This is a genomic window from Microbacterium sp. SORGH_AS_0862 (assembly GCF_030818795.1).
In the GTDB taxonomy this organism is placed as follows: domain Bacteria; phylum Actinomycetota; class Actinomycetes; order Actinomycetales; family Microbacteriaceae; genus Microbacterium.
In genome coordinates this window covers 2,798,116-2,824,288 of the sequence record NZ_JAUTAY010000001.1, presented here as the reverse complement: position 1 = coordinate 2,824,288, position 26,173 = coordinate 2,798,116, and the positions used below count along the sequence as shown (strand labels likewise).

Below are 26,173 nucleotides of genomic sequence, written 5' to 3'. Positions count from 1 at the left end.
TCGTAGCCGTCCGCTTCATGCGGCGGCATAGACCATCCTGCGCAGCGGACTTTTGCGACCGCTATGAATCCCGGGGAATGTGGATAAGAACCGTCAGGCGGCGCCGTCGAACATGCTCGTCACCGAGCCGTCCTCGAAGACCTCGCGGATCGCGCGGCCCAGGAGCGGGGCGATCGGGAGCACGGTCAGCGCGGGGAAACGCTTCTCTTCGGGAAGCGGGATCGTGTCGGTCACCACGACCTCGTCGATCGACGCATCCTGGAGGCGTTCGACGGCGGGATCGCTGAACACGGCGTGCGTGGCCGCGACGATCACGCGCTCTGCGCCGCTGGCCTTGAGCGCCTGCGCCGCCTTGACGATCGTGCCGCCCGTGTCGATCATGTCGTCGACCAGCAGGCACACCCGGCCCGCGACCGAGCCGACGATCTCGTTGACGGTGACCTGGTTGGCGACGTTGGGGTCGCGACGCTTGTGGATGATCGCCAGCGGAGCACCGAGACTGTCCGACCACGTGTCGGCCACCCGCACCCGGCCGGTGTCCGGCGAGACGACCGTGAGCTTCGCCCGGTCCTCCGGGCTCAGCGTGCGCTCGAAGTACTCGAGAAGCACGGGCTTCGCGAACAGGTGGTCGACGGGGCCGTCGAAGAAGCCCTGGATCTGAGCGGCGTGCAGATCGACGCTCATGACACGGTCGGCACCCGCGGTCCTCAGCAGGTCGGCGACCAGGCGGGCGCTGATCGGCTCGCGGCCGCGGCCCTTCTTGTCCTGCCGGGAGTACGGGAAGTACGGCGCCACGACGGTGATGCGCTTGGCGGATGCGCGCTTGGCCGCATCCAGCATGATGAGCGTCTCCATGAGCCACTCGTTCACGGGCGGGCCGAAGCTCTGCAGCAGGAAGAAGTCGCAGCCGCGGATGGACACCTCGAAGCGGGTCAGGATCTCGCCCGACGCGAAAGTGCGGTACTCCGTGGGAACGAGCTGCGTGCCCAGCTGCGTCGCGACCTCCGTCGCCAGCTCAGGGTGCGAGCGCCCCGAAGCCACGACGAGACGCTTCTTGGTCTTGGCGACCAGTCCCGGAGCGATTCCGCGCTCGCGATCCAGATCGACCGTCTTATCTTTGCGTGCCATCGCCAGCTTCCTGTGCGGTCCGTGCGCTCTTCGCCGCATCAGCTGCGGCTGTGCCCGGCCTGTTGTCCTCGACCCATCCCTCGACGTTGCGCTGAGGGGCGACGCTGAGAGCCAGGGCACCGGCCGGAACATCCTTGCGGATGACAGCTCCGGCACCGGTTTTCGCGCCGTCTCCGATCTTAACCGGCGCCACGAACACATTGTGCGAGCCGCTGTGCACCTCGTCACCGATCTCGGTGCGGTGCTTGGCGACATCGTCGTAGTTCGCGGTGATCGCGCCGGCACCGAGGTTGACGCCGCGGCCGATCGTCGTGTCGCCGATGTAAGAGAGGTGCGGGACCTTGCTGCCCTCGCCGATCTGCGAGTTCTTCGTCTCGACGAAGGTTCCGATCTTGCCGTCGGCAGCGAGTGTCGTGCCGGGGCGGAGGTAGGCGAACGGTCCGACGCTCGCGCGGGGTCCGATGACCGCCAGGGTCGCATCCGTGCGGCGCACGACCGCATCCTCCCCGACCTCGCAGTCGGTCAGGCTCGTGTCGGGCCCGATCGTCGCTCCCGCCGCCACGGTCGTCGCCCCGAGGAGATACGTGCCCGGCAGCACCGTCACGTCTTCGGCGAGGGTCGCGTCGACGTCGATCCAGGTCGTCGCGGGAGTCCAGGATGCTGGCGCCGGCCAGCTGCCAGCGGCGCACCGTGCGGGCGTTGAGGATGCGGGCGGCCTCGGCGAGCTGCACACGGTCGTTGACACCGAGGGCCGCGGCAGGATCGGGCGACTGTCCCACGGCGATACGCTCGCCGGCACGGCGGGCCAGCGCCACGACATCCGTGAGGTACTTCTCGCCCTGTGCGTTGGCCTGACCGACCTCGGGGAGGTGCCGGCGCAGCGCTTCGGCACGGAAGACGTACACACCCGCGTTGATCTCGGCGACCTCGGCCTCGTGGTCGGTCGCATCCTTCTGCTCGACGATGCGCTCCACGTCGCCGGACGCGTCTCGCAGCACCCGGCCGTAACCGGTGGGGTCGGCCAGGACCGCGCTGAGCAGCGTCACGGCCGCTTCGCGCACTCGATGCGTCTCGACGAGCGCGTGCAACGTCTCGGCCTCGAGCAGCGGCACGTCCCCGCTGAGCACGAGCACGTCGCCGTCGAAGCTGTCGAGACCGGCGAGCCCGAGCTCGACGGCGCGTCCGGTACCGGGGATCTCGTCCTGATCGACGACGACCGCGTCGGGCGCGAGGGCGGCGACCGCCTCGGCGACGAGGGCGCGCTCGTGCCGGACCACGACCGCTACGCGCGCGGGTTCCAGGATGCGGGCCGTGCGCAGCACGTGGCCGACGAGCGGTTGCCCGGCGAGCGGATGCAGCACCTTGGGGAGACGGGAGCGCATGCGCGTTCCCTGACCGGCGGCGAGGACGATGACGGCGAGCGGTGCCGTGGGCGATTCCGACATGCTCCGCCGCCAGGACTCGAACCTAGACCTCACAGCTCCAAAGGCTGTCGTGCTGCCATTACACCACGGCGGACCGCCCGCTCTCGGGCGGGCTCCCCCAGTCTGCCACCTGCCGCCCGACGCGCCCGCATCCGATCTCTGCGTCGCCCCGCTCTCGGCCCGCCGCATCCCCCGCAAGGGATGGGTGCGAAGGGGCGGACGGATGCGGGTGCGCGCGAGCGAGCGCCGGTCGCCATAATGGCCTCATGGCCACAGAGAGCGACGAGGTCGACCGCATCGTCGGGTCGTGGACGACCCAGCGCCCCGACCTCGACTTCTCGCCGCTCGAGGTGCTCTCCCGTGTCGACCGACTCTCGCGACACCTCGACCGCGCCCGGCGGGAGGCCTTCCGCCGCAGCGACCTGGAGCCCTGGGAGTGGGACGTGCTCTCGGCGCTACGGCGGTCCGGTGAGCCGTACCAGCTCAGCCCCAAGCAGCTGCTGCAGCAGACGCTGGTCTCCAGCGGCACCATGACCAACCGCATCGACCGGCTCGTGGGACGTCGGCTCGTGCGCCGCGAGGCGGATCCCGCCGACGGCCGCAGCGTGCACGTCATCCTCACCGACGAGGGCCGCACCCGCGTCGATGCCGCCATCACCCGCCTGGTCGACGCGGAGGCCCTGCTGCTGCAGCGACTCTCCCGTGGGGACCGGGACCGCCTCGCCGCCCTGTTGCGCAAACTCTCCCTGGGATTCGACACATGAGCGACGACACGGCCATCACGTCCGTTGCGGATGCGGCGCCCCACCGCAAGCTGCAGCGCTGGTTCGACAACCGCTTCCGCACCCCCGTCGCGGTGTACGGCCTCATCGTCTACACGACGGTCGTCCTGATCGCCGACGAAGAGGGCCCCGTCAGCGAGATGCTCACGATCGCGATCAGCAGCCTCGTCGTCTTCTACCTCGCGCACGTGTTCGCCCACGCGCTGTCGGACCACGGGCGCCACGGTCTCGGCACCGCGACCCGGCTCGCCTTCGTGCACTCGCTCGGAATGCTCTACGCGTGCGCGCCTTCCACGATCGCCATGATCGTCACGGCGTTCTTCACGACGGATGCGGGCGACGTGCAGGATGCGGCGATCTGGGCTGCTCTCGCGATGCTCGCCGTCCTCGGCTTCTCTGCCTACGCGCGCACCGGCGCGAAGCTGTGGGTGCGCCTGCTCGGCGCGGTCGGCACGGCGCTGCTCGGCCTGCTGGTCGTGATGATGGAGTTCCTCCTCCACTGAACCACCAGCGCTCAGCCGAGCGAGAAACCGCCGTCGCCCGTGAGCACCTGACCCACCACCCAGCTTCCGGCCGGGCTCGTCAGCCATCCGATGAGCTCAGCGGCATCCTCGGGGCGGCCGAAGCGTCCGAACGGGGTTGTGCGGAGGTACGCCTCGATGCCGTCCAGCGGACGGTCCGCGGTCTCGGCATCCATGTAGCCGGTGTTGACCGGACCCGGGTTCACGGTGTTGAGCACGATGCCGAGCTCGAGCAACTCCGCGGCCACCGATGCGGTGACACCGGCGAGCGCGGCCTTGCTCGTGGCGTACGCGATCTCTCCCCGCATCGGCCCGTGGATCTGGCCCGAGGTCATCCAGACGACGTGACCCTGCGGCTCGGCGAACGGCTTCGCCCCGCTCACGCGCTCCCCCGGGCGCCGCTGGTCTGCCTGCCCCGGCGCCTTGCGGCGCGCGAACTCCGCCGTCAGCAGCAGCGTCGAGCGCGCGTTCACCTGCCAGAACGCGTCCAGACGGCCAGGCGTCATGTCGAGGATGCTGCCGTCGTCGCCGCTCTTGGCGTGGTTGCAGACGAGGATGTCGACGGTCCCGGTCGCGGCGGACGCCGCATCCATCACCCGGCCGATCGCGCCCTCGTCGGCGAGATCGGCGCCGATGTCGGTCAGTACCGCGCCGGGTGCGAGCGCGGAGCGGATGCCGGCGCGCACGGCGTCGAGATCATCGGCACCCCACGGCTGGTCGGCGTCATGCGGTCGATGGTGCTGGATGACGAGGTGCGCGCCGCGGGCGGCGAGCGCGCGGGCGACGGCGTAGCCGATGCCCCGACGGCGCGAAACGCCGGTGACGAGAGCGGTGCGGCCGCTCAGTGGAAGATCTGCGTGCATGGGTGAACCCTTTCCGAGGCGCGCGAGAGCGCGTTGACGGGAGAAGAAGGCGGGTCACCGGCATTGCATGCTGCGATCGTAGCAACCGCACCGGGCGCGGGAGGCGGTCATCTAGCCTGGAAACAACATGGCTCATCTACTCGGCGGCGAATCCCTCCATCTCGAATACCCGACGAAGGTCGTCTTCGACTCCGTCTCGCTCGGAGTGAACGAGGGCGACCGCATCGGCATCGTCGGTCGCAACGGCGACGGCAAGTCCACCCTTCTCGGCATGCTCGCCGGACGCACCGAACCCGACAGCGGACGGGTGACCGTGCGCGGCGGCGTGCGCATCGGCGTGCTGGATCAGGCCGACACCCTCGTCGACGGACGTTCGATCGGCGAGAGCGTCGTCGGCGACCGCCCGGAGCACGAGTGGGCGGGCGACGCGCGCGCCCGCGACGTCATCGCGGGCCTCCTCGGCGACCTCGACTGGGATGCGGATGTCGCCACCCTCTCCGGAGGCCAGCGGCGCCGCGTGGCTCTCGCGGCGCTCCTCGCCGGAGACTGGGACGTCATCGCCCTCGACGAGCCGACCAACCACCTCGACGTGGAGGCGATCAGCTGGCTCGCCGCTCACCTGAAGAAGCGGTGGCCCGCCAGCGCCGGCGGCCTGCTCGTCGTCACGCACGACCGGTGGTTCCTCGACGAGGTGTGCAACGTGACCTGGGAGGTGCACGACCGCATCGTCGAGCCCTTCGAGGGCGGTTACGCTGCGTACATCCTGCAGCGCGTGGAGCGCGACCGGCAGGCTGCCGCGATCGAGTCGAAGCGGCAGAACCTGGCCCGCAAGGAGCTGGCGTGGCTTCGGCGCGGCGCGCCCGCGCGCACGTCGAAGCCCAAGTTCCGCATCGATGCAGCGAACGAGCTCATCGCCGATGTGCCGGAGATCCGCGACAGCGTGTCGCTGCGCTCCCTCGCCGTCGCCCGACTCGGTAAAGATGTCGTGGACCTGCTCGACGCATCGGTGTCGTACGACGACCGCGAGGTGCTGCACGAGGTCGAGTGGCGCATCGCCCCGGGCGAGCGCACCGGCATCCTCGGCGTGAACGGCGCCGGCAAGTCCACCCTGCTGGGGCTCGTCTCGGGCGAGATCGCACCGACAGCGGGGCGCGTGAAGCGCGGCAAGACCGTGCAGGTCGCGACGCTCTCGCAGCGCATGGACGAACTCGACGAACACCTCGACTCCCCCGTGCGCGTCGTGCTCGCGGGCCTTCGCACCACCTACTCGTTCGGCGCGGGGTCGAAGGCGCAGGAGCTCACCCCCGGTCAGCTGCTCGAACGCCTCGGATTCTCCAGCGCGCAGCTCTCGACGCCGGTGAAGGACCTCTCCGGAGGCCAGAAGCGGCGCCTGCAGCTGCTTCTCGTGCTGCTCTCACAGCCCAACGTGCTGATCCTCGATGAGCCGACCAACGACCTCGACACGGACATGCTCGCGGCGATGGAGGATCTGCTCGACTCGTGGCCGGGCACCCTCGTCGTCGTCTCGCACGACCGGTACTTCCTCGAACGCGTCACCGACCAGCAGTACGCGATCCTCGACGGGCGCCTGCGGCATCTGCCCGGCGGCGTCGACGAGTATCTGCGCCTGCGCGCCGCACAGCCGGCGAGCACGGGGGCGGAGCGTCAGAAGCCGGCGGATGCGGCGGCTGTATCCCCCGCGCTGGCGGGCGCCGAGCGCCGCGCCGCCGAGAAGGAGCTGTCGGCGATCGACCGGCGTCTCGCAAAGCTTCAGACGGAGATCGCCGCGCTGGACGCCCGGTTCGCCGACGCCCACGACGACTACGACCGACTGCTCGAGCTGCAGCGCACCCGTGACGGGTACGTCGCCGAGGTGGCGACCCTCGAAGAGCGCTGGCTGGAACTCGGCGAGGCGCTCGACGACTGAGCGCCCCGCCGAAGGTTCGTCAGGCGGGGACGGTCTCGCGCGGGTGCTCGACGCACCAGGCGAGGCAGGCGCGGATCTCGCCCAGCACATCGTCGGGTTCGACGTCGAGGGCGATCGTGTCGGCCACATCCCCCACGGCGCGCTTCTCGCCCAGCAGCGCCGTGTCTGCGGGGTGCAGACCGAACTCGCGACCGACCGCCTGCACCTCGGCCTCGCGGGCCTCAGAGGTGGTGAGGAGGTCGCGGAGCGGCACCACGGCGACGTCGTGCGGGTCGCGCCCGACCGCCTCGCAGCACAGTTCGAGGAACTGGGAGTGACTGAGCTCGTAGGCGCTGAGGGTGTACCGGCTGCCGTGCGTGCCGCGCTCCATCGCTCCGACCGCGGCCTGCGCGACCTGGCGCACCGTGACGGCGGACGTGGACCCGCCCAGCACCGGGATCGGGCCTGCACTGGCTGCGACCGCATCCAGCACGGCCTGCCAGCGGGGACGCTGCCCGGCCACGACGCCGAAGATGTACGGCAGGCGCAGCACCATCACGTCCATCGCGCCGTCGCCTTCGAGCACGGCGACCTCCTCCTGCGCGTAGCGGGAGCGCGGGTAGGCGTTGCGGGTGCGGAACCCGAGCTCGGGCCAGCGCTCGCCCCATTCGGCGGTGTCGGAGCCGAAGACGATGAAGCGCTCGACGCCGGCGGCGCGCGCGAGGCGGGCCAGGCGCTGCGTCGGGACGACGTTGGCCTCGTAGTAGAAGCGGGATGCGGGTGCGGGCGGGAGCGTGCGCTCGTCGGCGCCCATCGCGAAGAACACCGCATCCGTGCCCGTGAGCAGGTCGGCCAGTTCGCCGTCGGTCATCAGGTTCACATCGCCCCAGTGGGCATCGACCTCGATCGGCAGCTCCGGCGCGTCTGTCGCGGGCAGCGCGAGAGTCGCGACCCGGTAGCCGCGACGCAGGAGCTCCTGCGTGGTGTGGTAGCCGAGGAGGCCGGTGCCGCCGACGACGAGTGCGCGTTGCATGATGAGCCCTTCCGCGCCGATCCCCTCGGCGCCCTGTGTCTTCGACGCTAGGCGCGCGCATCCGGACGCAGCAGGGGCGAAGGTCCCACGACGAAGGGACCCCGGCGCGGTGCACGCCGAGGTCCCTTCGCTGATGGATGCGGTCAGCTCAGGCCGTTGTCCGCCAGCCACTTCTTTGCGATGTCGGCGGAGGAGGCCTTGTCGACCGTGCTCTCGACGTTCAGCGCGACGAGGCCCTCCGGCGTCAGCGCGGCGCTCACCTTGTTGATGACGTCGGCGATGTCGCCGGCGACGTCCTTGTTGACGAGCGGAACGACGTTCGACGCGAGGAACAGCGACTTCGGGTCCTCCAGGACCTTCAGGTTCTCGGACTGGATCTTCGGGTCGGCGGTGAACACGTTCGCCACGTTCACGGTGCCCGCGACGAGGTCCTCGACCGTGGTGGCGCCGGTCGCCTGGAACGTCACGTCGATGCCGTATGTGTCCTTCAGCTCGTTCGGCCCGTACTCCCGCTGGGCGAGCTCCGGGGGACCGCCCAGCGTCAGCGGCTCGGTGACCTTCGACAGATCCGCGATGGTCTCGAGGCCCCACTGCTCGGCGAAGGCCTCGGTGACCGTGTAGGAGTCCTGGTCGCTGGCGGTGGACTGGTCGAGCACCGTGAGGTTGTCGGGCAAGGCATCTTTCAGTGCTGCGTAGACGTCGTCTGCCGACCGCGCCTTCGTCTCCGGTTCGAAGAACTGCAACAGGTTGCCGGTGTACTCCGGGAACAGCGTGATGGCGCCGCTCTCGAGCTCGGGCAGGTACGCGTCGCGCTGGCCGATCGTGAAGTCGCGCTGCACCGTGAAGCCGGCACCCTCGAGTGCCTGGGCGTAGATCTCCGCGATGATCTCGTTCGAGTAGTAGTCCTGCGAGCCGACGACGATCGTGTCGGACGGGGCCTGGGTCTGGTCGCCGTCGGAGAGCGGGTCGGACGAGGACGCGCAGCCGGCGAGAGCCAGCGCCGACGTGAGCGCGACGGCGCCGACGAGGGCGACGCGGCGGCGGAATGCTGTGGACATGGTGTTCCTTCCTGGTGGATTCGGGACGTGCGCGGCAGGCTCAGACGGCCTGCACGGGTCGGGAGCGGAGCCGCCGCGGCGTGCGCGACGACGCCTGGACACGGATGCCGGCGGGCACGGAGGCACGCTGGGCGAGGGCGAGCAGCGCATCGAGCACGAGCGCGAGGAGGGCGACGACGATCGCCCCGCCCAGCACCTGGTCGATCCGCCGCAGAGGAATGCCCTGGATGATCGGCAGGCCGAGCCCGCCGAGGCCGACGTAGGCGGCGATCGTCACCGTCGCGACGACCTGCAGCACGGCCGAACGGATGCCGCCCACCAGCAAGGGCAGTCCCAGCGGGATCTCGACGCGCCACAGGATCTGCCACTCGGTCATGCCCATGGCGCGGGCGGCGTCGATGACGCGCCGGTCGATCGCCTCGAGCCCGGTGTAGGCCCCGGCGAGCAGCGCCGGGATGGCGAGGACGACGAAGGTGACCACGGCCGCCTCCGGCTTGTGCAGCACGCCCATGAGCAGCACCAGGAGCACGAGCAGGCCGAACGACGGCACGGCTCGGGCGGCGCCGGAGACCGCCACCGCGATCTCCCGGCCGCGGCCGGTGTGTCCGATGGCGAGGCCGACGGGGATGGCGATCGCGCCGGCGATGGCTACGGCGACCGCGGTGTAGCCGAGCTGCTGGAGCAGGAGGACCTGCAGCGCGCTCGGACCGCTGTACTGCTCGGGAGAGAACAGCCAGACGATCGCATCCCAGAAGACGTTCATGCCGTGGCCTCCGCTCGGGCGGCTGCACGACGACGGGTCGGTCGGGCGGTGCGGCTCCACGGCATCAACAGGCGGCCGAGAAGAACGAGCAGCACGTCGATGACGAGGGCGAGGATGACGACCGCGACGACGCCCGCAAAGACCTCCTCGAGGATGCGGCGCTGCAGGCCGTTCGTGAAGAGGTAGCCGAGGTTGGTGACCCCGACGAGGATGCCGACGGTCGCCAACGAGATCGTGGAGACCGCGGCGACGCGCAGGCCCGCGAGGATCACCGGCCCCGCCAACGGGAGATCGACGGCGAAGAACCGCCGGAAACCGCCGTAGCCCATGGCCGTCGCCGCCTGGCGGATGCCCGCATCCACCGAGTCCAGGCCGTCCGTCACGGCGCGCGTGAGGATCGCGATCGCGTAGATCGTGAGTCCGACGATGAGGTTGAACTCGGTCGGGATGCGGTAGCCGAGCGCCGTCGGCAACAGGATCAACAGCGCGAGGGACGGGATCGTGTAGAGCAGCCCTGTGACGGTGATGACCCAGCCGCGCAGCAGGCGGTACCGCCAGGCCACCCAGCCCAGCGGGATCGACAGGACGAACCCGACGACGATCGCGATGAGGCTCTGGCGCAGGTGGTCGAGAGCCAGCTCCGCGATCATCCCGAGGTTCGCGAGGACCCAGGTCATCTCACCCGCCGTCCTCGACGAGGGCGCCCTGCGTGCGGCCCTCGGCGTCGACGACGACCGTGCGCCCGCCCACGTCCTTCAGCCGGAGCGCACGCTTGCCCTTGTCGGCGCCGATGAAGGCGGAGACGAAGTCGTCGGCGGGAGCCTGCATGATCTCGCTCGGGCTGCCGACCTGGAGCTTCTGCGCCCCCTTCGCGAGGATCACGACCTGATCGCCCAGCAGGAACGCCTCGTCGATGTCGTGGGTGACGAACACGACGGTCTTGTCGAGGTCGCGCTGCAGCCGGATCAGCTCCTGCTGGAGTTCGGCGCGCACGATCGGGTCGACCGCGCCGAACGGCTCGTCCATCAGGAGGATGTTGGGGTCGGCGGCGAGACCGCGCGCCACGCCCACTCGCTGCTGCTGACCGCCGGAGAGCTGACTCGGATAGCGGTCGGCGAGGGTCGTGTCGAGACCGACGGTCTCCATGAGCTCGAGCGCCCGCCGCCGCGCATCACGACGACTGGTGCCGTTGAGCACCGGCACAGTGGCGATGTTGTCGGCGACAGTGAAGTGCGGCAGCAGACCGGAGTTCTGCATGACGTAGCCGATCCGCCGGCGCAGCGACACAGGCGAACCCGCCGAGACGTCCTCGCCGTCGATCTCGATGACGCCCGCGGTCGGCTCGACCATGCGGTTGATCATGCGCAGCAGCGTCGTCTTGCCGCATCCCGACGAGCCGACGAACACGGTCGTCTGGCGCGACGGAATGACGAGGGAGAAGTCCTTGACCGCGCGCGTGCCGTCGGGGAATTGCTTGTCGACGCCGCGGAACTCGATCATGCCCGGTCCCGCGCCGCGGTCACTCGGTGACCTCGACTTCTTTCCAGAAGGCCACGTATCCCGAGAAGTCCGCACCGACCTTCTCGATGGCGCCCGGGTAGGGCTCGGGATACGACCATGCGCGGTCAGCGAGCTCGCGCCCGTCCGCGGTGACCGTGAAGTAGTGCGCCGCACCCTTCCACGGACAGGTGTAGGGCGTCGGGCTGTCGACCAGCACGCCCTCGGCGATGCTCGCCGGCGGGAAGTACCAGTTGCCCTCGATGCGGATCAGATCGTCCTTCGGAGCCTCCGCGAGCACCGTGTCACCCAAAAGAGCCTTCATCGCCGCCTCCCAGCCGGGCCAGATCCCCGCAGAACAGCGGAGGTGCACCAACGTTACCGACCCCCGACGACACCGGCTCCGACGGTTGCGTCACGCGACGTCATGTGCTGGCGTCGCGTCAGTACCAGTAGCTCAGACGCACCGGCAGGTGCCATCCGAACAGACGCGCGAGCGCCACGGGGTCCTCGGCGTCGATACGACCCGCCGCCGCCAGCGTCACCGCCGAGACCTGACCCAGGTAGATCGCGGCGAGCTCCGCGACGCCGAGGCGCGCGTCGACGGGATCGCCCGTCTCGATCACGGAGGCAGCTCCCTCCTCGTCGACCGTCAGGCGGAATCGGCCGCCCGCGAGATCCAGCGGATCGTGCACGTCGAGCACGACCGACCCCGCGCACTCGTACCGCCGCGCGCTCAGCACGGCGGGCGTGTCGAGCACGCGCAGATAGTGGTGGTCGCGGAGGGTGAGCGTGGCGGCCCGCCGGTCGGAGATCATCCACAGCAGCGGCTCGTCCACGGCGAGCTCGCTCGCGCGCACCGTGCCGATCAGATCCATCTCGATGAAGAAGCGCCACAGACCGGCGTAGGCGTCCGCATCCGCCGCGGTGAGGTAGGCGATCGTGACGGTCGATCGCGTGAAGTCGTCGTGGTTCTCGTCGACGGAGTAGAGGGCGAGCCCGGTGATCTCACCGGATGCGGCCGTGTACTGCACCGCGCGGGTGTGCCCGGGCTTCTCCGCATCGGCACGGGTGCCCGCGAAGCGGTCCCAGTGACCGCGCGGCATCTCGACCTCGCCGGGCGAGTGCGCGCGGACGCGATCGAACAGATCGGGGGCGAGCTCGCGCCAGCGCTCCCGTGCGATGAAGTCCACACGGCCCGAAGGGGCGGGCCCGGCCCACGCGGCGCGCTTGACATCGATCTCGATGCTCGCGGCGGCCACGGCCTGCGCGAACCCGAATCGGCCGTAGAGCGTCGACTCGCTCACCGTCAGGCTCGCGACCGGCAGGCCCAGCGCCGCGGCGGTGCGCAGCTCGCCCTCCATCATCGCGCGCCAGATGCCGCGACGGCGGTGCGTGGGCGCCACGGTGACGGAGCTGATCGCGCAGGAGTCGACGACGCCGCCGGGCACGGTCAGCTCCCCCACCCACGAGGCGAGGGTCCCCACGGGCACCTCGGGCTGGGGAACGGACTCGTCGAGCACGGCGATCATGCGGCGATGCCCGCGGAATCCGCGACCCGTCTCGCGCTGCGCCTCCGTGGGCTCGTCTCCCAGGAAGCCACGGGTGACCGCGGCCTGCCAGCCGTCGAACGCCCGATCGTCGTCGTCGGCGAGACGGACGAGCTGCAGGCCGTCGCTCGCCAGACGCGCAGCGGATGCCGCGTCGACGGGCCCCTCGTGCTGACGGGCGATGAGGTCGTGGGCAGACATGCGTATCCTCCTGACGAGCGGCGCGCGCTCAGTCGATGATCCGGGCGCCGGGCACCGGCCCGTGCACATGGTGGGCAACGTGCCCGCTCGCGCTGAGCACGATCTGAAGCTCGATCGCGGCCTCGGCGTCGGCGGCGAGGAACGCGAGCGTGGGCCCGGATCCCGAAACCAGGCCCACCAATGCCCCCTCGCGCTCCCCCGCCTCCAGGACGTCGCCGAGCCGCGGCCGCAGGCTCAAAGCCGCGACCTGCAGGTCGTTGCGGGCGGAAGAGGCCAGCATGGCCGCATCCCCCGCGCGAAGCGCATGCAGGACGTCGTTGTCGACGCGGGGTCGACGCGAGGCCGGCGAGATGTCGAGCGCATGCCGGGCACGATGCTCGTCCAGCGCGCGGTACACCTCGGGCGTGGACAGGCCGTCCTGGCTCGTGACGATGACCCAGTCGAATCGGCCGCGGGCGAGCGCGGGGCTCAGTTCGTCACCCCGACCCACGCCGACCGCGGTGCCACCCATGAGCGCGAAGGGCACGTCGGCTCCCAGCCGCGCGGCGAGCGCCTGCAGCTGAGGCGTTCCCAGCCGGGTGTCCCAGAGGGCGTCGCAGGCGAGAAGAGCCGCCGCCGCATCCGCAGATCCGCCTCCCATACCGCCCGCGACGGGGACGCCCTTGTGGATCTCGAGATGCACGCCGCCCCGGTACCCGGTGTCGGCCGCGAGGAGCCGTGCCGCGCGGACGGCCAGATTGCGGTCGTCGAGCGGCACCCCCGCAACGTCGACGGAGCCCGTCACCTCGACGCTGATCGTGTCGGCCGGCGTCGCCCAGACATCCTCGAACGCCGACACGGCCTGGTACGCGCTCGCGACGTCGTGATACCCGTCGTCCTGCACCTGACCGACCTCGAGGAAGACGTTGATCTTCCCCGGGGCGCGCACATGGACGCGCGACGGCACTCGCGAGATGCTCACAGTTTCGAGGACACCGCCCACAGGTCGACGTCGATGCCCTCGGCCAGCGCGTCGATGCGCTCCAGCTCCTCGGTGTCGAAGGCGGGCCCGGTGAGAGCGGCGATGTTCTCGTCGATCTGCTCGACGCTGGACGCACCGATGAGCGCGGATGCGACCGTCGGCTCGCGCAGCACCCACTGGATCGCCATCTGCGCGAGGGTCTGACCCCGCTCCTTCGCCACCACGTTGAGTCCGCGCAGCGCCGCGATCGTGGCGTGCGAGAGCGGCTTGTCGGGCAGCGAGCTCCGGGTCTGCGAGCGCTGACCGCGGCCGTCTCCGAGATACTTGCCGGTCAGCAGGCCCTGCGCCAGCGGCGTGAAGGCGATGGCCGACATCTCCTCCTGGCGCAGCACGCCGGTCAGACCGTCCTCGACCCAGCGGTTGAGGATGGAGTAGGCGGGCTGGTGGATCACGAGCGGCGTTCCGAGGCTGCGCGCCACCGCCGAGGCGACGGCCGTGCGCTCGGCGCTGTACGACGAGATTCCGACGTAGAGCGCCTTGCCCTGGCGCACGAGGGTGTCGAGGGCGCCGATGGTCTCCTCGATCGGCGTCACGGGGTCGACCCGGTGGGAGTAGAAGATGTCGACGTAGTCGAGGTTCATCCGCTTCAGGGACTGCTCGGCGCCCGCGAGGATGTGCTTGCGAGAGGCGTAGTCGCCGTAGGGACCGGGCCACATGTCCCAGCCCGCCTTCGACGAGATGATCAGCTCGTCGCGGTAGCGACCGAAGTCCTCGCGCATCATGCGCCCGAAGTTCGTCTCCGCGGCGCCGTAGGGAGGGCCGTAGTTGTCGGCGAGGTCGAAGTGCGTGATGCCGCTGTCGAAGGAGTGACGGAGGATCTCGCGCTGCCTGTCGAACGCGACGTTGTCACCGAAGTTCCACCACAGTCCGAGCGAGATCGGCGGCAGGTACAGACCCGATCGGCCGACCTGGCGGTAGTCCATCGCACCGTAGCGCTCGTCGGCGGCGGTGTAGGGACGGTGGATCTCGGGGACGTTCGGACGAAAACGCGGCGCAGTCACCCCTGAAGCCTATCCACGGCGACCTCCGAGCGCGGGCTCTTGCGAAACTCGCCCGAAACGCGCGCGGTCTACGCTGACGAGATGGTCTCTCTGTCTGCTCTTCCCGCCGACCCCCACCCCTGGGCGGCGCTTCTGACGCGTGAGGACATCGTGCTCGAATCGGGCATGCTCCACCTCCGTCACGACGATCTCTCCCCGCTCGACGCGCACCTCGCGGATCTCGCGATGATCGCCGATGCGCTGACGGACGCCGGCATCGAGCCGCTGCTGATCCGCCACGGGTTCCGCGACGAGGCGATCGTCGTCGACGTGGCCGATCAGGACCGCGCATGGGCGGCGGTGACGCGGCTGTGCGTCGGCGAACCGGTGTACGTCAAGCCCAAGGGCCTGAGCGCGGTGCCCGCCCCCGACCACACCCCGCGCCGCGGCGCACCGAGCGCCCTGCGCGTCTTCCGCCCACGGCTGGCCGGATCGTTGCGCTACGGCGCGTCGCACGGCGTGCGCCTGGAGTTCTGGCGCTTCGGCGCAGAGACGGTCGAAGCGCCGCATGCCAACTCACTGACCCGGCGCATCATCGCCGCGGCCGACATCGAGCGCGTCAGCATCCAGCGTCACGGCCGCTCCTGGCAGAGCCTGCGGGGCATGTTCGACCCGCATCCGAACGAGATGATCGATGACATCGACATGGTCTTCTCGTGGGTCGACGGCTCATCGAGCGAGTTCCAGCGTCAGCGCGCCGCCCAGATGGCCGGTTACGTGGTGGGCGAAGGAGACGACGGACCGGCCCGCTACCGGCACGTCGACGAGCTGCGCTACGCGCTGCGCAGCGTCTACATGTACGCGCCGTGGGTGCGTCGCATCTTCATCGCCACCGACTCGCCGACGCCTGCCTGGCTCGCCGATCATCCGCGGGTGACGGTCGTGCGCAGCGAGGAGTTCTTCGCCGACACCTCGGTGCTGCCGATCCACAACTCGCACGCCGTCGAGGCGCAACTGCACCGGATCGACGGGCTCGCCGAGCATTTCCTCTACTCGAACGACGACATGTTCTTCGGCCGGAGCGTCGCGCCGGAGCTCTTCTTCTCCCCCGCCGGCATCTCGCAGTTCGTGGAGTGCGACGTGCGCATCGGCACGGGGCCGAACGCGCCGCACCGCAGCGGGCACGACAACGCCCTGCGGGTCAACCGCGAGCTCCTGCGCGAGCGCTTCGGACGCACCATCACGCACGACCTCGAGCACTGCGCGACGCCCCTTCGCCGCAGTGTGATGGCCGAGCTGGAGCAGACGTTCGCCGAAGACTTCGCGCGCACCGCCGCATCCCGGTTCCGCTCGGCCACCGACATCTCGGTGACGAACAGCCTGTACCACTACTACGCCGCCTTCACCGGTCGCGCGGTGGCCACGACCGCGCCGCGCACCCGCTACTACCAGACGACCATGGCGGACTCGCTGCGACGCATGAGCCGGCTGGCCGAGCGCCGCGACGTCGACATGTTCTGCCTGAACGACGGAGGTTCGGCCGAGGTGCCCGAAGAGGTGCGCGTGCGCGTGGTCACCGAGCTCCTGGAGCGCATGTTCCCGGTGCGTGCGCCGTGGGAGCTTCCCGCGGTCAGCGCAGGATCGGGATGGGAGCGGTCGGAGGCGTCCGCCCTGCGCTGACGTCCTGCGCGATGCCCGCCGAGTGCAGGCGTCGCTGCGCCTCGACGGGATCGATGTACTCGAGCGGATGCGGTGCGTCCACCGTGACCACGGAGTGCACGACGGTCTCGGCGAACACGTGCACGAGGTTGTACGACTGCGCGCCGTCCTGCGGGCGGGTGCCGCCGACGGGGACCGTGAGGTCCTGGGCGTAGCAGGTCGAGGACGCGACCGAGACCGGGATGCCGGCGAACGTCGCGAAGGTCGAATAGTGCAGGTGGCCGGCGATGATCGCCCGCACGTCGCTGCCGCGCAGCACCTCGGCGAGCGCGCCCTGATCGCGCAGCTCGACACTCGCCGCGAGCGGGAGCACACTCGGGACGGGCGGATGGTGCATGGCGAGGATCGTGCCGAGCGGCGCAGGCTGGGCCAGCTGCTCCCGCAGCCACGCGAGCTGGGCGGGGCGCAGTTCGCCGTGGTGCGCGCCGGGGACGGTCGTGTCGAGCGTGATCAGGCGGAGTCCGTCGATCTCGTCGACGCGGTCGAACGGGGTCGTGGCGGGGGCCGCATCCAACAGGCGCGCCCGGAAGGCGCCGCGCTCGTCGTGGTTTCCCATCACCCAGAACACCGGCGCGTCCAGCTGCCGGGCGAAGGGCTCGACGAGGCCGCGCAGGGCGGTGTACGCGTCCGCCTCGCCCAGGTCGACGAGGTCGCCCGTGAAGACGATGCCGTCGGGACGGATGCCGCTGGCCTCGATGCGCTCGAGCGCGCGCTCGAGCAGGCGGAGCCCGTCCACGCGGCCGAACAGCTTCGGCCCCGGCGCTCGCAGGTGGGTGTCGCTCAGGTGCAGCAGTACACGTTCGGCCGCCGGATACTCCCCAGCACGCATGGGTCCGTCCCTTTCAGGGGCCGCTCGGGCGCGGCCTTCGTTCCCGCGAATGTTACCGGCATGTTTCGCACCGGCGGCTGAACACACGGTGAATCCCTCAGTTGCAGCCGGTGACGATCCGGGGCGGGAGCGTTCAGTCGGAGAGGACGCCGAGCTCGACGAGGAGTCGGCGCACGCGCGCCTCGATGTCGTTGCGCACCTCGCGGACCATGTCCGGGCCCTGCCCGGCGGGGTCGCGCAGCTCCCAGTCCTCGTAGCGCTTGCCGGGGAAGATCGGGCAGGCGTCCCCGCATCCCATCGTGATCACGGCATCCGCCTGGCGGACGTCCTCGGTCGCCAGGAGTTGGGGGACGTTGCGGGTGATGTCGATGCCCCGCTCGGCCATGACCTCGACCGCGACGGGGTTGATGGCGGATGCGGGCTCCGATCCGCCCGAGCGCACCTCGACGCCGTCGCCGCCCAGAGCCCGGGCGAAGCCGGCCGCCATCTGCGACCGGCCGGCGTTGTGGACGCACACGAAGAGGACGACGGGCACGCTCATGGCCGGACCCGGGCGATCCGCTGGAAGTCGTCGATCGTCAGCTGCTCGCCCCGGAGCGTCGGATCCACGCCGGCCTGCTCGAGCACGGCGCTCGCGGATGCGGCCGAGCCGCCGAACAGCCCCGACAGCGCCTGGCGCAGCATCTTGCGGCGCTGCTGGAACGCGGCGTCCACGATGCGGAACGTCGCGACGCGCTCCGCCTCGTCGCCGCGTGCCTCGGCGTCGCGGCGGAAACCGACGAGCACGCTGTCGACGTTCGGGACCGGCCAGAAGACCTGGCGCGACACGGTGCCCGCCAGCCGCCAGGCGCCGTACCAGGCGGCCTTGACGCTCGGGGCGCCGTAGACCTTCGACCCGGGAGGGGCGGCGAGGCGCTCCCCGACCTCGGCCTGCACCATGACGACGCCGCGCTGGAGGTGGTCGAAGTGCTCGAGGAAGTGCAGGAGAACCGGGACCGAGACGTTGTAGGGCAGGTTGGCCACGAGCACCGTGGGCTCTCCCGGCAGGTCGCGGACGGTGAGCGCATCCGCATCCACCACGCGCAGCATCCCGTCACGCACGCCGTGGGCGCGGGCGGTGGCGGGCAGGCGCTCGGCGAGCCGGTGGTCGATCTCCACCGCCACCACGCTCGCGCCGGTCTCGAGGATCGCGAGAGTGAGGGAGCCGAGACCCGGACCGACCTCCACGACATGCTCACCGGCCGCGACGCCGGCCACCTGCACGATCTTTCGCACCGTGTTGGCGTCGACGACGAAGTTCTGCCCCAGCTTCTTCGTCGGAGTGACATCGAGCTCGGCGGCCAACGCGCGGATCTCGGCCGCGCCGAGCAGGTGCACGGTCATGCGTATAACCCTAGACAACCGTCGAGCCAAGTCCGACCCTGAGAGAACGCTGGCAGGGTTAGGGTGACGAGATGACCACCGAAGCACTCCCCACGGGGACGTTCTCGATGCGCAGTCCGTTCGGACGCCGGGCGATCGGACTCTCCGTCGCCGCGGCCGTGGGCGGGTTCCTCTTCGGGTTCGACTCCTCCGTCATCAACGGCGCCGTGAAATCCATCGAGGCCGACTACACGAAGGAGCCCATCCTCACCGGCTTCGTCGTGGCGGTCGCGCTGCTCGGCTGCGCCGTCGGCGCCATCCTCGCCGGCGCCCTGTCCGACCGTTTCGGGCGCCTGCGCGTCATGCTGCTGGGCTCGGTGCTCTTCCTGGTCAGCTCGGTCGGGTCCGCGCTGACCTTCAGCGTCCCCGACCTGATCGTGTGGCGCGTGCTGGGCGGTCTCGGCATCGGCATCGCCTCGGTGGTCGCGCCCGCCTACATCGCCGAAGTCGCTCCGCGGCAGATCCGCGGGTCGCTCGCGTCGCTGCAGCAGCTGGCGATCACGCTCGGCATCTTCGCCGCGCTGCTCAGCAACGCCGTGCTGGCCGGCGCAGCGGGCGGTGCCGACGACACGCTGTGGTGGGGGCTGGAGGCATGGCGCTGGATGTTCCTCATCGGCGTGATCCCTGCGGCCGTCTACGGCATCCTCTCGTTCACGATGCCCGAGTCCCCCCGTTATCTGCTCGCGCGGGGCCGGACCCAGGAGGCGAAGAAGATCTTCGCCAGCCTCGTTCCCGCCGCCGACCTCGACAAGACCGTCAACGAGCTGACCACCGCCATCGAGACGGACCGCAAGAACGCGAAGGCCAGCCTCGCCGGCCCCGCGCTCGGACTGAATCCCATCGTGTGGATCGGCATCATCCTGTCGGTGTTCCAGCAGTTCGTCGGCATCAACGTGATCTTCTACTACTCGACGACGCTCTGGCAGGCGGTCGGTTTCGACGAGAGCAACGCGCTGCTGGTGAGCGTCATCACGAGCGTCACCAACGTGCTGGTGACCCTCATCGCGATCTTCCTCGTGGACCGGGTGGGACGTAAGCCCATCCTGCTCACGGGCTCCGTCCTGATGGCGCTGTCGCTGGGCGCCATGGCGCTGTCGTTCTCGTTCGCCACCGGCGAGGGCACGGACATCTCCCTGCCGGGCGCCTGGGGGCCGGTGGCCCTCGTCGCGGCGAACCTGTTCGTCGTCGGCTTCGGCGCCTCGTGGGGACCTCTTGTGTGGGTTCTTCTGGGCGAGATCTTCCCCAGCCGCATCCGGGGCAAGGCCCTCGGCGTGGCCGCCGGGGCGCAGTGGATCGCGAACTTCCTCGTGTCGTGGACCTTCCCGGAGCTCTCGTCGTGGTCGCTGCCGCTGACCTACCTGATGTACGCGATCTTCGCGGCTCTGTCGTTCGTTTTCGTGCTCTGGAAGATCCCCGAGACGAAGGGCATGGAGCTCGAACAGACCGAGACGCTGTTCGTCAAGAAACCCCGTCAGAAGAAGTGAGAGGAGCCGACATGACCAACAACTCCAAGTCGCACGAGGAGATCCGCGAAGAGCGGGAGAAGGCGCAGAAGGAGAAGGACCGTCTCGAGGCGCAGGAGGAGAAGCGCCTCGACGACGAGGACCGCTGAGCCGCACCGGCGTCGCTCCCGTCGCGCGCAACGGATGCGGGATGCGGGGCGCTGTCAGTCGAACGAGCCGTAGACGGCGAGCGTGTTGGCGGCCAACTGTGCGGCCAACTCGTCGGGGTCCATGTCCAGCTCCGCGGCCATGAACCGCACCGTCACCGGCACGAGGTAGGGCGCGTTCGGACGGCCGCGGTACGGGGTCGGGGTGAGAAACGGCGCGTCGGTCTCTACGAGGATGTGATCCAGCGGCGTCACCGCGAGCGCGTCGCGCAGGTTCTGCGCGTTCTTGAACGTGATGTTGCCCGCGAAGGACAGGTGGTAGCCGCGCTCCGCCGCGATCCGCGCCATGTCGGCGTCGCCGGAGAAGCAGTGGAACACCGTGCGCTCGGGCGCGCCCACGCGCTCGAGCGTCTCGAGCACCGCCTCGTGCGCGTCGCGGTCATGGATCTGCATCGCGATGTCGTGCTTCTTCGCGAGCGCGATGTGGGCCTCGAAGCTCTCGTGCTGCGCTCCCAGCCCCTCGGGCTCGGTGCGGAAGAAGTCCAGCCCCGTCTCCCCGATCGCGCGCACGCGCGGCTGAGCCGCGAGCTCGTCGATCGCGGCGATGGCCTCCTCGAGCCGTCCCGCCGCCGCGTAGGCGGGCGCCTCGTTCGGGTGGATCGCGACGGCGGCGAGCACGCGAGGATGCGAGGCCGCCGCCCACGCCGACCAGCGGCTCGACTCGATGTCTCCGCCGGCCTGCACGACCCCGACGATGCCGACGGATGCGGCGCGCTCGAGCTGTTCGTCCAGCGACATCGCCTCGTCGCCGTCCTGGATCTCGAGGTGGCAGTGGTTGTCGTAGAGCGCGACGCCCAGGGGCTCCGGCGAGGGCGGGTAGCTGACGTCGCGGCTGCCCTTCTCGCGCTGGCGCACGTACTGGCTGGGATCGCTCATCGGGTCACTGCTCGACGCGCGGGAACAGCGGCGAGAGGCCGTTGACGCTCGTGCCGGGTCGCAGCGCGCCCCAGACGCCCGCCTCGCGCAGCGGCTGGTCCTGCAGGCGCCCGAGCGACTCGGCCGCACCGAGGGCGATCCACAGCTTCTCGGTCGCGACGGGCATGACCGGCGACAGCAGCACGGCGAGCGCACGCAGCCCCTCGGCCGCCGTGTAGAGCACGGTGCCGAGGCGCGCCGCTTGCTCGGGGTCCTTGGCGAGCGCCCACGGCTCGTTCTCGGTGATGTAGCCGTTGAGCGCGTCGACGATCGTCCAGATGGAAGCGATCGCCTCGTCGATGCGGAAGCGCTCCATCGCCGCGTCGGCGGATGCGGCCGCATCCGCGACGGTCTGCTGGATGGCCAGATCCGCGTCGGTGTAGGTCGCCGCCGGCGGAACGATCGCCTCGAAGTACCGCTCGATCATCGCGACCGTGCGCGAGGCGAGGTTGCCGAAGCCGTTCGCGAGCTCGGCCTGGTAGCGAGCCGACAGGTCCTCCCAGGAGAACGAGCCGTCCTGCCCGAAGGCGATCGCCGAGAGGAAGTAGAAGCGGTAGGCGTCCGACCCGAACACGTCGGTGATCTCAGTGGGCGCGATACCGGTGAGCTTCGACTTCGACATCTTCTCGCCGCCCACGAGCAGCCAGCCGTGGGCGAAGACACCACGCGGCACCTCCAGGCCCGCAGCCATCAGCATGGCCGGCCAGATGACGGCGTGGAAGCGCAGGATGTCCTTGCCGACAACGTGGTACGCGGGCCAGCGGCGTTCGAAGTCCTCCTCGTCGACGCCGTACCCGATCGCCGTCGCGTAGTTCAGCAGCGCGTCGACCCAGACGTAGATCACGTGCTGCGGATCCCACGGCACCTGGATGCCCCAGTCGAACGCCGACCGGGAGATGGAGAGGTCTTTCAGGCCCGAGCGCACGAAAGAGACGACCTCGTTGCGCGCCGACTCGGGACGGATGAAGTCGGGGTTGTCCTTGTAGAGCTTCAGCAGGGGCTCGGCGAACTCGCTCAGCTTGAAGAAGTAGTTCTTCTCCTGCAGCAGCTCGAGCGGCTTCGAGTGGATCGCGCAGACCTTGAGCCCCTCGAACGCGCCCGTGCCGTCGAGGATCTCGGACTCCGGCTTGAACTCCTCGCAGCCCACGCAGTACAGCGCTTCGTACTCGCCCGCGTAGATGTATCCGCGGTCGTAGATGGCCTGCACGAAACGCCTGACGCCCTCCTCGTGGCGCTCCTGCGTCGTGCGGATGAAGTCGTCGTTGGCGACGGCGAGGCTCTCCAGCAGCGGGAACCATGCCTCGCTGACGAGCTTGTCCACCCACTCCTGCGGCGTGACGCCGTTGGCCGCGGCCGCGCGCAGCATCTTCTGGCCGTGCTCGTCGGTGCCCGTCAGCATCCAGGTGTCGTCCCCCGACTGGCGGTGCCAGCGCGCGAGCGTGTCGACGGCGACCGTCGTGTACCCGTGTCCGATGTGCGGAACATCGCTCGGGTAGTAGATCGGCGTCGTGATGTAGAAGGAACGGCCGTTGCTCACCCGTAGATTCTAGGCGGCGCCTGAGGGGGCCGCCGCCCTGTGACGGGTCGGCTCAGGCGCTGTCTCGCACGACCAGCTCGGTCGGCAGGGTGATGCTGCGCCGCGGCGCGCCCTCGATCACCTCGAGCAACAGCGCCACCATCTCGGCGCTGATGCGGTCCCAGGGCTGGCGCATGGTGGTCAGCGGGGGCTCGTGGGCGGCGGCGAGTCCGGAGTCGTCGAAGCCCGCGACCGCGACGTCCTCGGGCACGCGCAGGCCGGCGCGACGCAGCGCCACGACGGCACCGGCGGCCATCATGTCGGATGCGGCGAACACGGCGTCGATGTCTCGGGTGCGCTCGAGCAGACGCGCCATGGCGAGCGCGCCCGATTCGCGGCTGTAGTCGCCGTGCTCGACGAGGTCGGGGTCGAACGCCTCACCCAGCTCCTCCCGGAATCCGACGAGACGGTAGCGTCCACCCGGGGTGTCGTCGGGACCGGCGATCATGGCGATGCGCCGGTGTCCCCGATCGAGGAGGTGCCGGGTCATCACGCGCGCCGAGCCCTCCTCGTCGACCGCCACTGCGGCGAGGTCGCCCTGGTGACCGAGCGGGAGTCCGCACGAAACGGTGGGGACACCCGCATCCAGGAGGGAGTCGAGCAGCGGGTCGGCCTCGTGCGACGAGATGAGCAGTACGCCGTCGACGTGCCCGGCGCTGACGAAGTGCGCCACGTTGGCGCGCTCCTCCGGCGTGCCGGCGACAAGCAGAACGAGCGTCATCGACCGCTGGGCGAGGGCTTCGGCGGCGCCCCGGAGCAGGAGCGAGAAGTTCGGGTCGGCGAACAGCAGATGCTGCGGCTCGGTCAGCAGGAAGGCCAGGGAGCCGGCGCGCCCGGTCGCGAGCGAGCGAGCGGCGTGGTTGGCCGTGTATCCGGTGCGCCGGATCGCCTCCTCGACCGCCGTGCGGGCGTCGGGCGACACCCAGTGCCCGCCGTTGATCACCCGGGACACCGTGCCGCGCGAGACGCCGGCGGCGGCGGCGACGTCCCGGATGGTGGGGCGGCGCCGGGCGATGGTCGTGTCTTCCACGCGAGGACTCTATCGCCTGCTCTGCGCCGCAGGGATGCGACGTGCCGGCAAGACTGTGACCGGTCACAGTTTGATAACGAACGGGTCACGGGCTTGATCGCCCCCAGGGTCGCTGCACAGACTGTGACCGGTCCCAGTCGCACCTGACCGAGACCTATCACCCTCGACCCGACGGAGCGTCATGACCCAGAGCTCACCCTGGCCGCAGCTGGACGGAATCGCGTACGGCGGCGATTACAACCCGGAGCAATGGCCCGTCGAGATCTGGCACGAAGACGTCGCGCTGATGCGCGAGGCGGGGGTGAACCTCGTCAGCGTCGGCATCTTCTCGTGGGGTCTGATCGAGACCGCGGAGGGCGTCTTCGACTTCTCCTGGATGGACGCGCTCCTCGACCTCCTGCATGCGAACGGGATCCTCGTCGACCTCGGCACGCCCACCGCCTCCCCTCCCGCGTGGTTCTTCGCGAACCACCCCGACGCACGCGTCGTCACCCGTGACGGCGTCACGATGGGCTTCGGCTCCCGGGGGATGGCCTCGCACTCCGCTCCCGCCTATCGCGAGGCCTCGGTGCGCATCGCCACCGAGCTCGCCCGCCGGTACGCCTCGCACCCCGCCGTCGTCATGTGGCACGTCCACAACGAGTACGGCGTGCCCGTCGGCGAGGACTACTCGGATCACGCCGTCGCCGCCTGGCGACTCTGGCTGCGTGAACGCTACGGCAGCCTCGACGCGCTGAACGCCGCGTGGGGAACCGCCTTCTGGGGTCAGCACTACGGCGAGTGGGAGCACGTGGGGGCGCCCGCCGCGGCGCCCTCCGTGGTGAACCCCGCGCAGCGGCTCGACTTCGCGCGCTTCACCGACCACCAGCTCCGCGCCTGCTTCATCGCCGAGCGCGACGCCATCCGGCAGTACGCCAACCAGCCGATCACGACGAACTTCATGGCCAACCAGAGCCAGACGACGGACCTGTGGGCGTGGGGCCGCGAGGTCGACATCGTCTCGGACGACCACTACCTCTGGGCGCCCGATCGCGAGGGCGAGATCGGGCTCGCGATCGCCGCGGACCTCAGCCGCTCCGTCGGCGGCGGCAAGCCGTGGATCCTCATGGAGCACTCGACGTCCGCCGTCAACTGGCAGCCGCAGAACGTCGCGAAGCGCCCGGGCGAGATGGCCCGCAACTCCCTCACGCACCTCGGACGCGGCGCCGACGCGATCCTCTTCTTCCAATGGCGCGCCTCGCGCTCCGGCGCCGAGAAGTTCCACTCCGCGATGCTGCCGCACGCCGGCACCGACTCCCGCGTGTTCCGCGAGGTCACCGCCCTCGGCTCCGATCTCGCCGCTCTCGCAGAGGTGCGCGGCTCCCGCGTGAGCGCCGACGTCGCCATCCTCTGGGACTTCGAGTCGTTCTGGGCGCAGGACCTCGAATGGCGTCCGTCGGATCTCCTCGACCACGACGAGCGCGTACGCGCGTACTACACGCAGCTCTGGCGCGACGGCATCACGGTCGACTTCGCCCTGCCCGGCCAGGATCTCTCGTCGTACGCGCTCGTCCTCGCCCCCGCGCAGTATCTGCTCACGACGAAGGATGCGGCGAACCTCACCGCGTACGTCGCCGACGGCGGCACGCTGCTCGTCTCCTACTTCTCCGCGGTGGTGGACGAGAACGACGCGGTCCACGAGGGCGGATACCTCGCGCCGCTGGCCCAGGCGCTCGGCGTGCGGGTCGAGGAGTTCCTCCCCCTGCGCGAGGGCGACACCGCCGAGATCGATCTCGACGGCGATCGGCTGACGATCGATCAGTGGGCCGAAGACCTCCGCGTCGACGGCGCCGAGGTGCGCGCACGCTACGTCGGCGGACCCGCCGACGACGCCCCCGCCGTCACGCGGAACCCGCACGGCGCGGGCGTCGGCTGGTACGTCAGCACGAGACCGGATGCGGGAGGCCTCGCCGCGATCCTCACGCAGGTGTACGCCGATTCCGGGCTCACCCCCGTCGGTCTCCCGGCGGGCCTGGAGACCGTGACGCGTCACGGCGACGACGCCGATTACGTCGTGCTCGTCAACCACTCGGACAAAGCGCTCGCCGCCCCCATCGCCGGCACGGACCTGCTCACCGGGAACGCCTCCGACCACGAGACGGTCGTCGCCGCCGGCGGCGTCGCCGTCGTTCGCACCCCTCCGACCCGCGGGGGTGGTCGCTGACCCGCGACTCCCCCGAACCTCGGCGTCCGTCAACGGACGGACGCTTCCCCATCCGGTCGTGACGATGCGACGTCGACGAAGGC

The 26,173-nt window shown here is 70.2% G+C and carries 23 protein-coding genes, 1 tRNA gene and 1 pseudogene; 6 read left to right on the top strand and 19 right to left on the bottom strand.

Going from position 1 to position 26,173, the window contains the following annotated elements; genetic code table 11:
• Positions 1 to 93 precede the first annotated feature (93 nt).
• From QE377_RS13820 to QE377_RS13810, 3 genes and pseudogenes are all read right to left on the bottom strand, one after another.
• A complete protein-coding gene (locus tag QE377_RS13820) occupies positions 94 to 1,128 on the bottom strand; it encodes a ribose-phosphate diphosphokinase (RefSeq protein WP_307324252.1) in 1,035 nt (344 codons plus the stop codon).
• Positions 1,112 to 2,573: pseudogene (gene glmU, locus QE377_RS13815) on the bottom strand (bifunctional UDP-N-acetylglucosamine diphosphorylase/glucosamine-1-phosphate N-acetyltransferase GlmU). The gene QE377_RS13820 and the pseudogene glmU overlap by 17 nt, the downstream one beginning before the upstream one ends.
• Position 2,574: 1 nt before the next feature.
• Positions 2,575 to 2,646: transfer RNA gene (locus QE377_RS13810), tRNA-Gln, on the bottom strand.
• 172 nt (positions 2,647 to 2,818) lie between these two features.
• Here QE377_RS13810 and QE377_RS13805 point away from each other — a divergent pair.
• Together QE377_RS13805 and QE377_RS13800 are read left to right on the top strand one after the other, a co-directional pair.
• The gene (locus tag QE377_RS13805) at positions 2,819 to 3,316 is read left to right on the top strand and encodes a MarR family winged helix-turn-helix transcriptional regulator (RefSeq protein ID WP_307324250.1); all 498 of its coding nucleotides are present in this window, start codon (positions 2,819 to 2,821) and stop codon (positions 3,314 to 3,316) included.
• Positions 3,313 to 3,837 (top strand): hypothetical protein, encoded by a 525-nt coding sequence (locus QE377_RS13800; protein WP_307324246.1) that lies wholly within the window; start codon positions 3,313 to 3,315, stop codon positions 3,835 to 3,837. The genes QE377_RS13805 and QE377_RS13800 overlap by 4 nt, the downstream gene beginning before the upstream one ends.
• Positions 3,838 to 3,848: 11 nt before the next feature.
• On the opposite strand, the gene QE377_RS13795 is transcribed toward QE377_RS13800, so the two are convergent.
• Positions 3,849 to 4,718, bottom strand: a complete 870-nt coding sequence (locus QE377_RS13795; RefSeq protein ID WP_307324242.1) for an SDR family oxidoreductase — start codon at positions 4,716 to 4,718, stop codon at positions 3,849 to 3,851.
• A 127-nt stretch (positions 4,719 to 4,845) separates the two neighbouring features.
• On the opposite strand from QE377_RS13795, the gene QE377_RS13790 reads away from it, so the two are divergent.
• Positions 4,846 to 6,645, top strand: a complete 1,800-nt coding sequence (locus tag QE377_RS13790; RefSeq protein ID WP_307324239.1) for an ABC-F family ATP-binding cassette domain-containing protein — start codon at positions 4,846 to 4,848, stop codon at positions 6,643 to 6,645.
• Between the two features lie 19 nt (positions 6,646 to 6,664).
• Here the strand turns inward: QE377_RS13790 and QE377_RS13785 are convergent, their stop codons facing one another.
• The 9 genes from QE377_RS13785 to QE377_RS13745 form a co-directional block, all read right to left on the bottom strand.
• Entirely contained in the window at positions 6,665 to 7,657 is a 993-nt protein-coding gene (locus QE377_RS13785; RefSeq protein ID WP_307324237.1) for an NAD-dependent epimerase/dehydratase family protein, read from the bottom strand.
• A 143-nt stretch (positions 7,658 to 7,800) separates the two neighbouring features.
• Positions 7,801 to 8,715, bottom strand: a complete 915-nt coding sequence (locus QE377_RS13780; protein ID WP_307324235.1) for an ABC transporter substrate-binding protein — start codon at positions 8,713 to 8,715, stop codon at positions 7,801 to 7,803.
• 40 nt (positions 8,716 to 8,755) lie between these two features.
• Positions 8,756 to 9,478: an ABC transporter permease gene (locus QE377_RS13775; protein ID WP_307324233.1), complete on the bottom strand. Its 723-nt coding sequence runs from the start codon at positions 9,476 to 9,478 to the stop codon at positions 8,756 to 8,758.
• The gene (locus QE377_RS13770; protein WP_307324230.1) at positions 9,475 to 10,155 is read right to left on the bottom strand and encodes an ABC transporter permease; all 681 of its coding nucleotides are present in this window, start codon (positions 10,153 to 10,155) and stop codon (positions 9,475 to 9,477) included. Before QE377_RS13770 ends, QE377_RS13775 begins: the two co-directional genes overlap by 4 nt.
• A 1-nt stretch (position 10,156) precedes the next feature.
• On the bottom strand, positions 10,157 to 10,978 hold the full coding sequence (locus QE377_RS13765) for an ABC transporter ATP-binding protein (protein WP_307324228.1): 822 nt from the start codon (positions 10,976 to 10,978) through the stop codon (positions 10,157 to 10,159).
• A gap of 19 nt (positions 10,979 to 10,997) precedes the next feature.
• Positions 10,998 to 11,300, bottom strand: coding sequence for a DUF427 domain-containing protein (locus QE377_RS13760; RefSeq protein ID WP_307324227.1), 303 nt, complete (start codon positions 11,298 to 11,300; stop codon positions 10,998 to 11,000).
• A 118-nt stretch (positions 11,301 to 11,418) separates the two neighbouring features.
• Positions 11,419 to 12,726, bottom strand: coding sequence for a GNAT family N-acetyltransferase (locus tag QE377_RS13755; RefSeq protein WP_307324225.1), 1,308 nt, complete (start codon positions 12,724 to 12,726; stop codon positions 11,419 to 11,421).
• A 28-nt stretch (positions 12,727 to 12,754) separates the two neighbouring features.
• On the bottom strand, positions 12,755 to 13,687 hold the full coding sequence (locus QE377_RS13750) for a 4-(cytidine 5'-diphospho)-2-C-methyl-D-erythritol kinase (RefSeq protein WP_307324222.1): 933 nt from the start codon (positions 13,685 to 13,687) through the stop codon (positions 12,755 to 12,757).
• Positions 13,684 to 14,670, bottom strand: a complete 987-nt coding sequence (locus QE377_RS13745) for an aldo/keto reductase (protein WP_307326021.1) — start codon at positions 14,668 to 14,670, stop codon at positions 13,684 to 13,686. Before QE377_RS13745 ends, QE377_RS13750 begins: the two co-directional genes overlap by 4 nt.
• Before the next feature lie 159 nt (positions 14,671 to 14,829).
• Here QE377_RS13745 and QE377_RS13740 point away from each other — a divergent pair, with 159 nt between their 5' ends.
• Positions 14,830 to 16,407 (top strand): stealth conserved region 3 domain-containing protein, encoded by a 1,578-nt coding sequence (locus QE377_RS13740; RefSeq protein WP_307324219.1) that lies wholly within the window; start codon positions 14,830 to 14,832, stop codon positions 16,405 to 16,407.
• On the opposite strand, the gene QE377_RS13735 is transcribed toward QE377_RS13740, so the two are convergent.
• The 3 genes from QE377_RS13735 to rsmA form a co-directional block, all read right to left on the bottom strand.
• Positions 16,358 to 17,275, bottom strand: a complete 918-nt coding sequence (locus QE377_RS13735; protein ID WP_307324216.1) for a phosphodiesterase — start codon at positions 17,273 to 17,275, stop codon at positions 16,358 to 16,360. The two genes, QE377_RS13740 and QE377_RS13735, sit on opposite strands and share 50 nt — an antisense overlap.
• A 133-nt stretch (positions 17,276 to 17,408) precedes the next feature.
• Entirely contained in the window at positions 17,409 to 17,816 is a 408-nt protein-coding gene (locus tag QE377_RS13730) for an arsenate reductase ArsC (protein WP_307324213.1), read from the bottom strand.
• Complete coding sequence (gene rsmA / locus QE377_RS13725; RefSeq protein WP_307324211.1) at positions 17,813 to 18,658, bottom strand: 16S rRNA (adenine(1518)-N(6)/adenine(1519)-N(6))-dimethyltransferase RsmA; 846 nt, start codon at positions 18,656 to 18,658, stop codon at positions 17,813 to 17,815. The genes QE377_RS13730 and rsmA overlap by 4 nt, the downstream gene beginning before the upstream one ends.
• A gap of 71 nt (positions 18,659 to 18,729) precedes the next feature.
• Here rsmA and QE377_RS13720 point away from each other — a divergent pair, with 71 nt between their 5' ends.
• On the top strand, positions 18,730 to 20,181 hold the full coding sequence (locus QE377_RS13720) for a sugar porter family MFS transporter (protein WP_307324208.1): 1,452 nt from the start codon (positions 18,730 to 18,732) through the stop codon (positions 20,179 to 20,181).
• Between the two features lie 182 nt (positions 20,182 to 20,363).
• On the opposite strand, the gene QE377_RS13715 is transcribed toward QE377_RS13720, so the two are convergent.
• Genes QE377_RS13715 through QE377_RS13705 form a run of 3 tightly spaced genes read right to left on the bottom strand, consistent with a single transcriptional unit; the run spans position 20,364 to position 23,887 of the window.
• A complete protein-coding gene (locus QE377_RS13715; RefSeq protein ID WP_307324206.1) occupies positions 20,364 to 21,242 on the bottom strand; it encodes a TatD family hydrolase in 879 nt (292 codons plus the stop codon).
• Between the two features lie 4 nt (positions 21,243 to 21,246).
• Positions 21,247 to 22,818: a methionine--tRNA ligase gene (metG, locus tag QE377_RS13710; RefSeq protein ID WP_307324203.1), complete on the bottom strand. Its 1,572-nt coding sequence runs from the start codon at positions 22,816 to 22,818 to the stop codon at positions 21,247 to 21,249.
• A 52-nt stretch (positions 22,819 to 22,870) separates the two neighbouring features.
• Entirely contained in the window at positions 22,871 to 23,887 is a 1,017-nt protein-coding gene (locus QE377_RS13705; protein ID WP_307324200.1) for a LacI family DNA-binding transcriptional regulator, read from the bottom strand.
• 181 nt (positions 23,888 to 24,068) lie between these two features.
• Between QE377_RS13705 and QE377_RS13700 the strand changes: the two genes are divergently transcribed.
• Complete coding sequence (locus QE377_RS13700) at positions 24,069 to 26,090, top strand: beta-galactosidase (protein WP_307324198.1); 2,022 nt, start codon at positions 24,069 to 24,071, stop codon at positions 26,088 to 26,090.
• Positions 26,091 to 26,173: the final 83 nt, after the last annotated feature.

What these genes read in the sequence shown, in the direction of transcription:
- QE377_RS13820 (WP_307324252.1), bottom strand. Translation starts at nt 1,128, where the DNA reads ATGGCACGCAAAGATAAGACGGTCGATCTGGATCGCGAGCGCGGAATC.
- QE377_RS13805 (WP_307324250.1), top strand. Translation starts at nt 2,819, where the DNA reads ATGGCCACAGAGAGCGACGAGGTCGACCGCATCGTCGGGTCGTGGACG.
- QE377_RS13800 (WP_307324246.1), top strand. Translation starts at nt 3,313, where the DNA reads ATGAGCGACGACACGGCCATCACGTCCGTTGCGGATGCGGCGCCCCAC.
- QE377_RS13795 (WP_307324242.1), bottom strand. Translation starts at nt 4,718, where the DNA reads ATGCACGCAGATCTTCCACTGAGCGGCCGCACCGCTCTCGTCACCGGC.
- QE377_RS13790 (WP_307324239.1), top strand. Translation starts at nt 4,846, where the DNA reads ATGGCTCATCTACTCGGCGGCGAATCCCTCCATCTCGAATACCCGACG.
- QE377_RS13785 (WP_307324237.1), bottom strand. Translation starts at nt 7,657, where the DNA reads ATGCAACGCGCACTCGTCGTCGGCGGCACCGGCCTCCTCGGCTACCAC.
- QE377_RS13780 (WP_307324235.1), bottom strand. Translation starts at nt 8,715, where the DNA reads ATGTCCACAGCATTCCGCCGCCGCGTCGCCCTCGTCGGCGCCGTCGCG.
- QE377_RS13775 (WP_307324233.1), bottom strand. Translation starts at nt 9,478, where the DNA reads ATGAACGTCTTCTGGGATGCGATCGTCTGGCTGTTCTCTCCCGAGCAG.
- QE377_RS13770 (WP_307324230.1), bottom strand. Translation starts at nt 10,155, where the DNA reads ATGACCTGGGTCCTCGCGAACCTCGGGATGATCGCGGAGCTGGCTCTC.
- QE377_RS13765 (WP_307324228.1), bottom strand. Translation starts at nt 10,978, where the DNA reads ATGATCGAGTTCCGCGGCGTCGACAAGCAATTCCCCGACGGCACGCGC.
- QE377_RS13760 (WP_307324227.1), bottom strand. Translation starts at nt 11,300, where the DNA reads ATGAAGGCTCTTTTGGGTGACACGGTGCTCGCGGAGGCTCCGAAGGAC.
- QE377_RS13755 (WP_307324225.1), bottom strand. Translation starts at nt 12,726, where the DNA reads ATGTCTGCCCACGACCTCATCGCCCGTCAGCACGAGGGGCCCGTCGAC.
- QE377_RS13745 (WP_307326021.1), bottom strand. Translation starts at nt 14,670, where the DNA reads ATGGACTACCGCCAGGTCGGCCGATCGGGTCTGTACCTGCCGCCGATC.
- QE377_RS13740 (WP_307324219.1), top strand. Translation starts at nt 14,830, where the DNA reads ATGGTCTCTCTGTCTGCTCTTCCCGCCGACCCCCACCCCTGGGCGGCG.
- QE377_RS13735 (WP_307324216.1), bottom strand. Translation starts at nt 17,275, where the DNA reads ATGCGTGCTGGGGAGTATCCGGCGGCCGAACGTGTACTGCTGCACCTG.
- QE377_RS13730 (WP_307324213.1), bottom strand. Translation starts at nt 17,816, where the DNA reads ATGAGCGTGCCCGTCGTCCTCTTCGTGTGCGTCCACAACGCCGGCCGG.
- rsmA (WP_307324211.1), bottom strand. Translation starts at nt 18,658, where the DNA reads ATGACCGTGCACCTGCTCGGCGCGGCCGAGATCCGCGCGTTGGCCGCC.
- QE377_RS13720 (WP_307324208.1), top strand. Translation starts at nt 18,730, where the DNA reads ATGACCACCGAAGCACTCCCCACGGGGACGTTCTCGATGCGCAGTCCG.
- QE377_RS13715 (WP_307324206.1), bottom strand. Translation starts at nt 21,242, where the DNA reads ATGAGCGATCCCAGCCAGTACGTGCGCCAGCGCGAGAAGGGCAGCCGC.
- QE377_RS13700 (WP_307324198.1), top strand. Translation starts at nt 24,069, where the DNA reads ATGACCCAGAGCTCACCCTGGCCGCAGCTGGACGGAATCGCGTACGGC.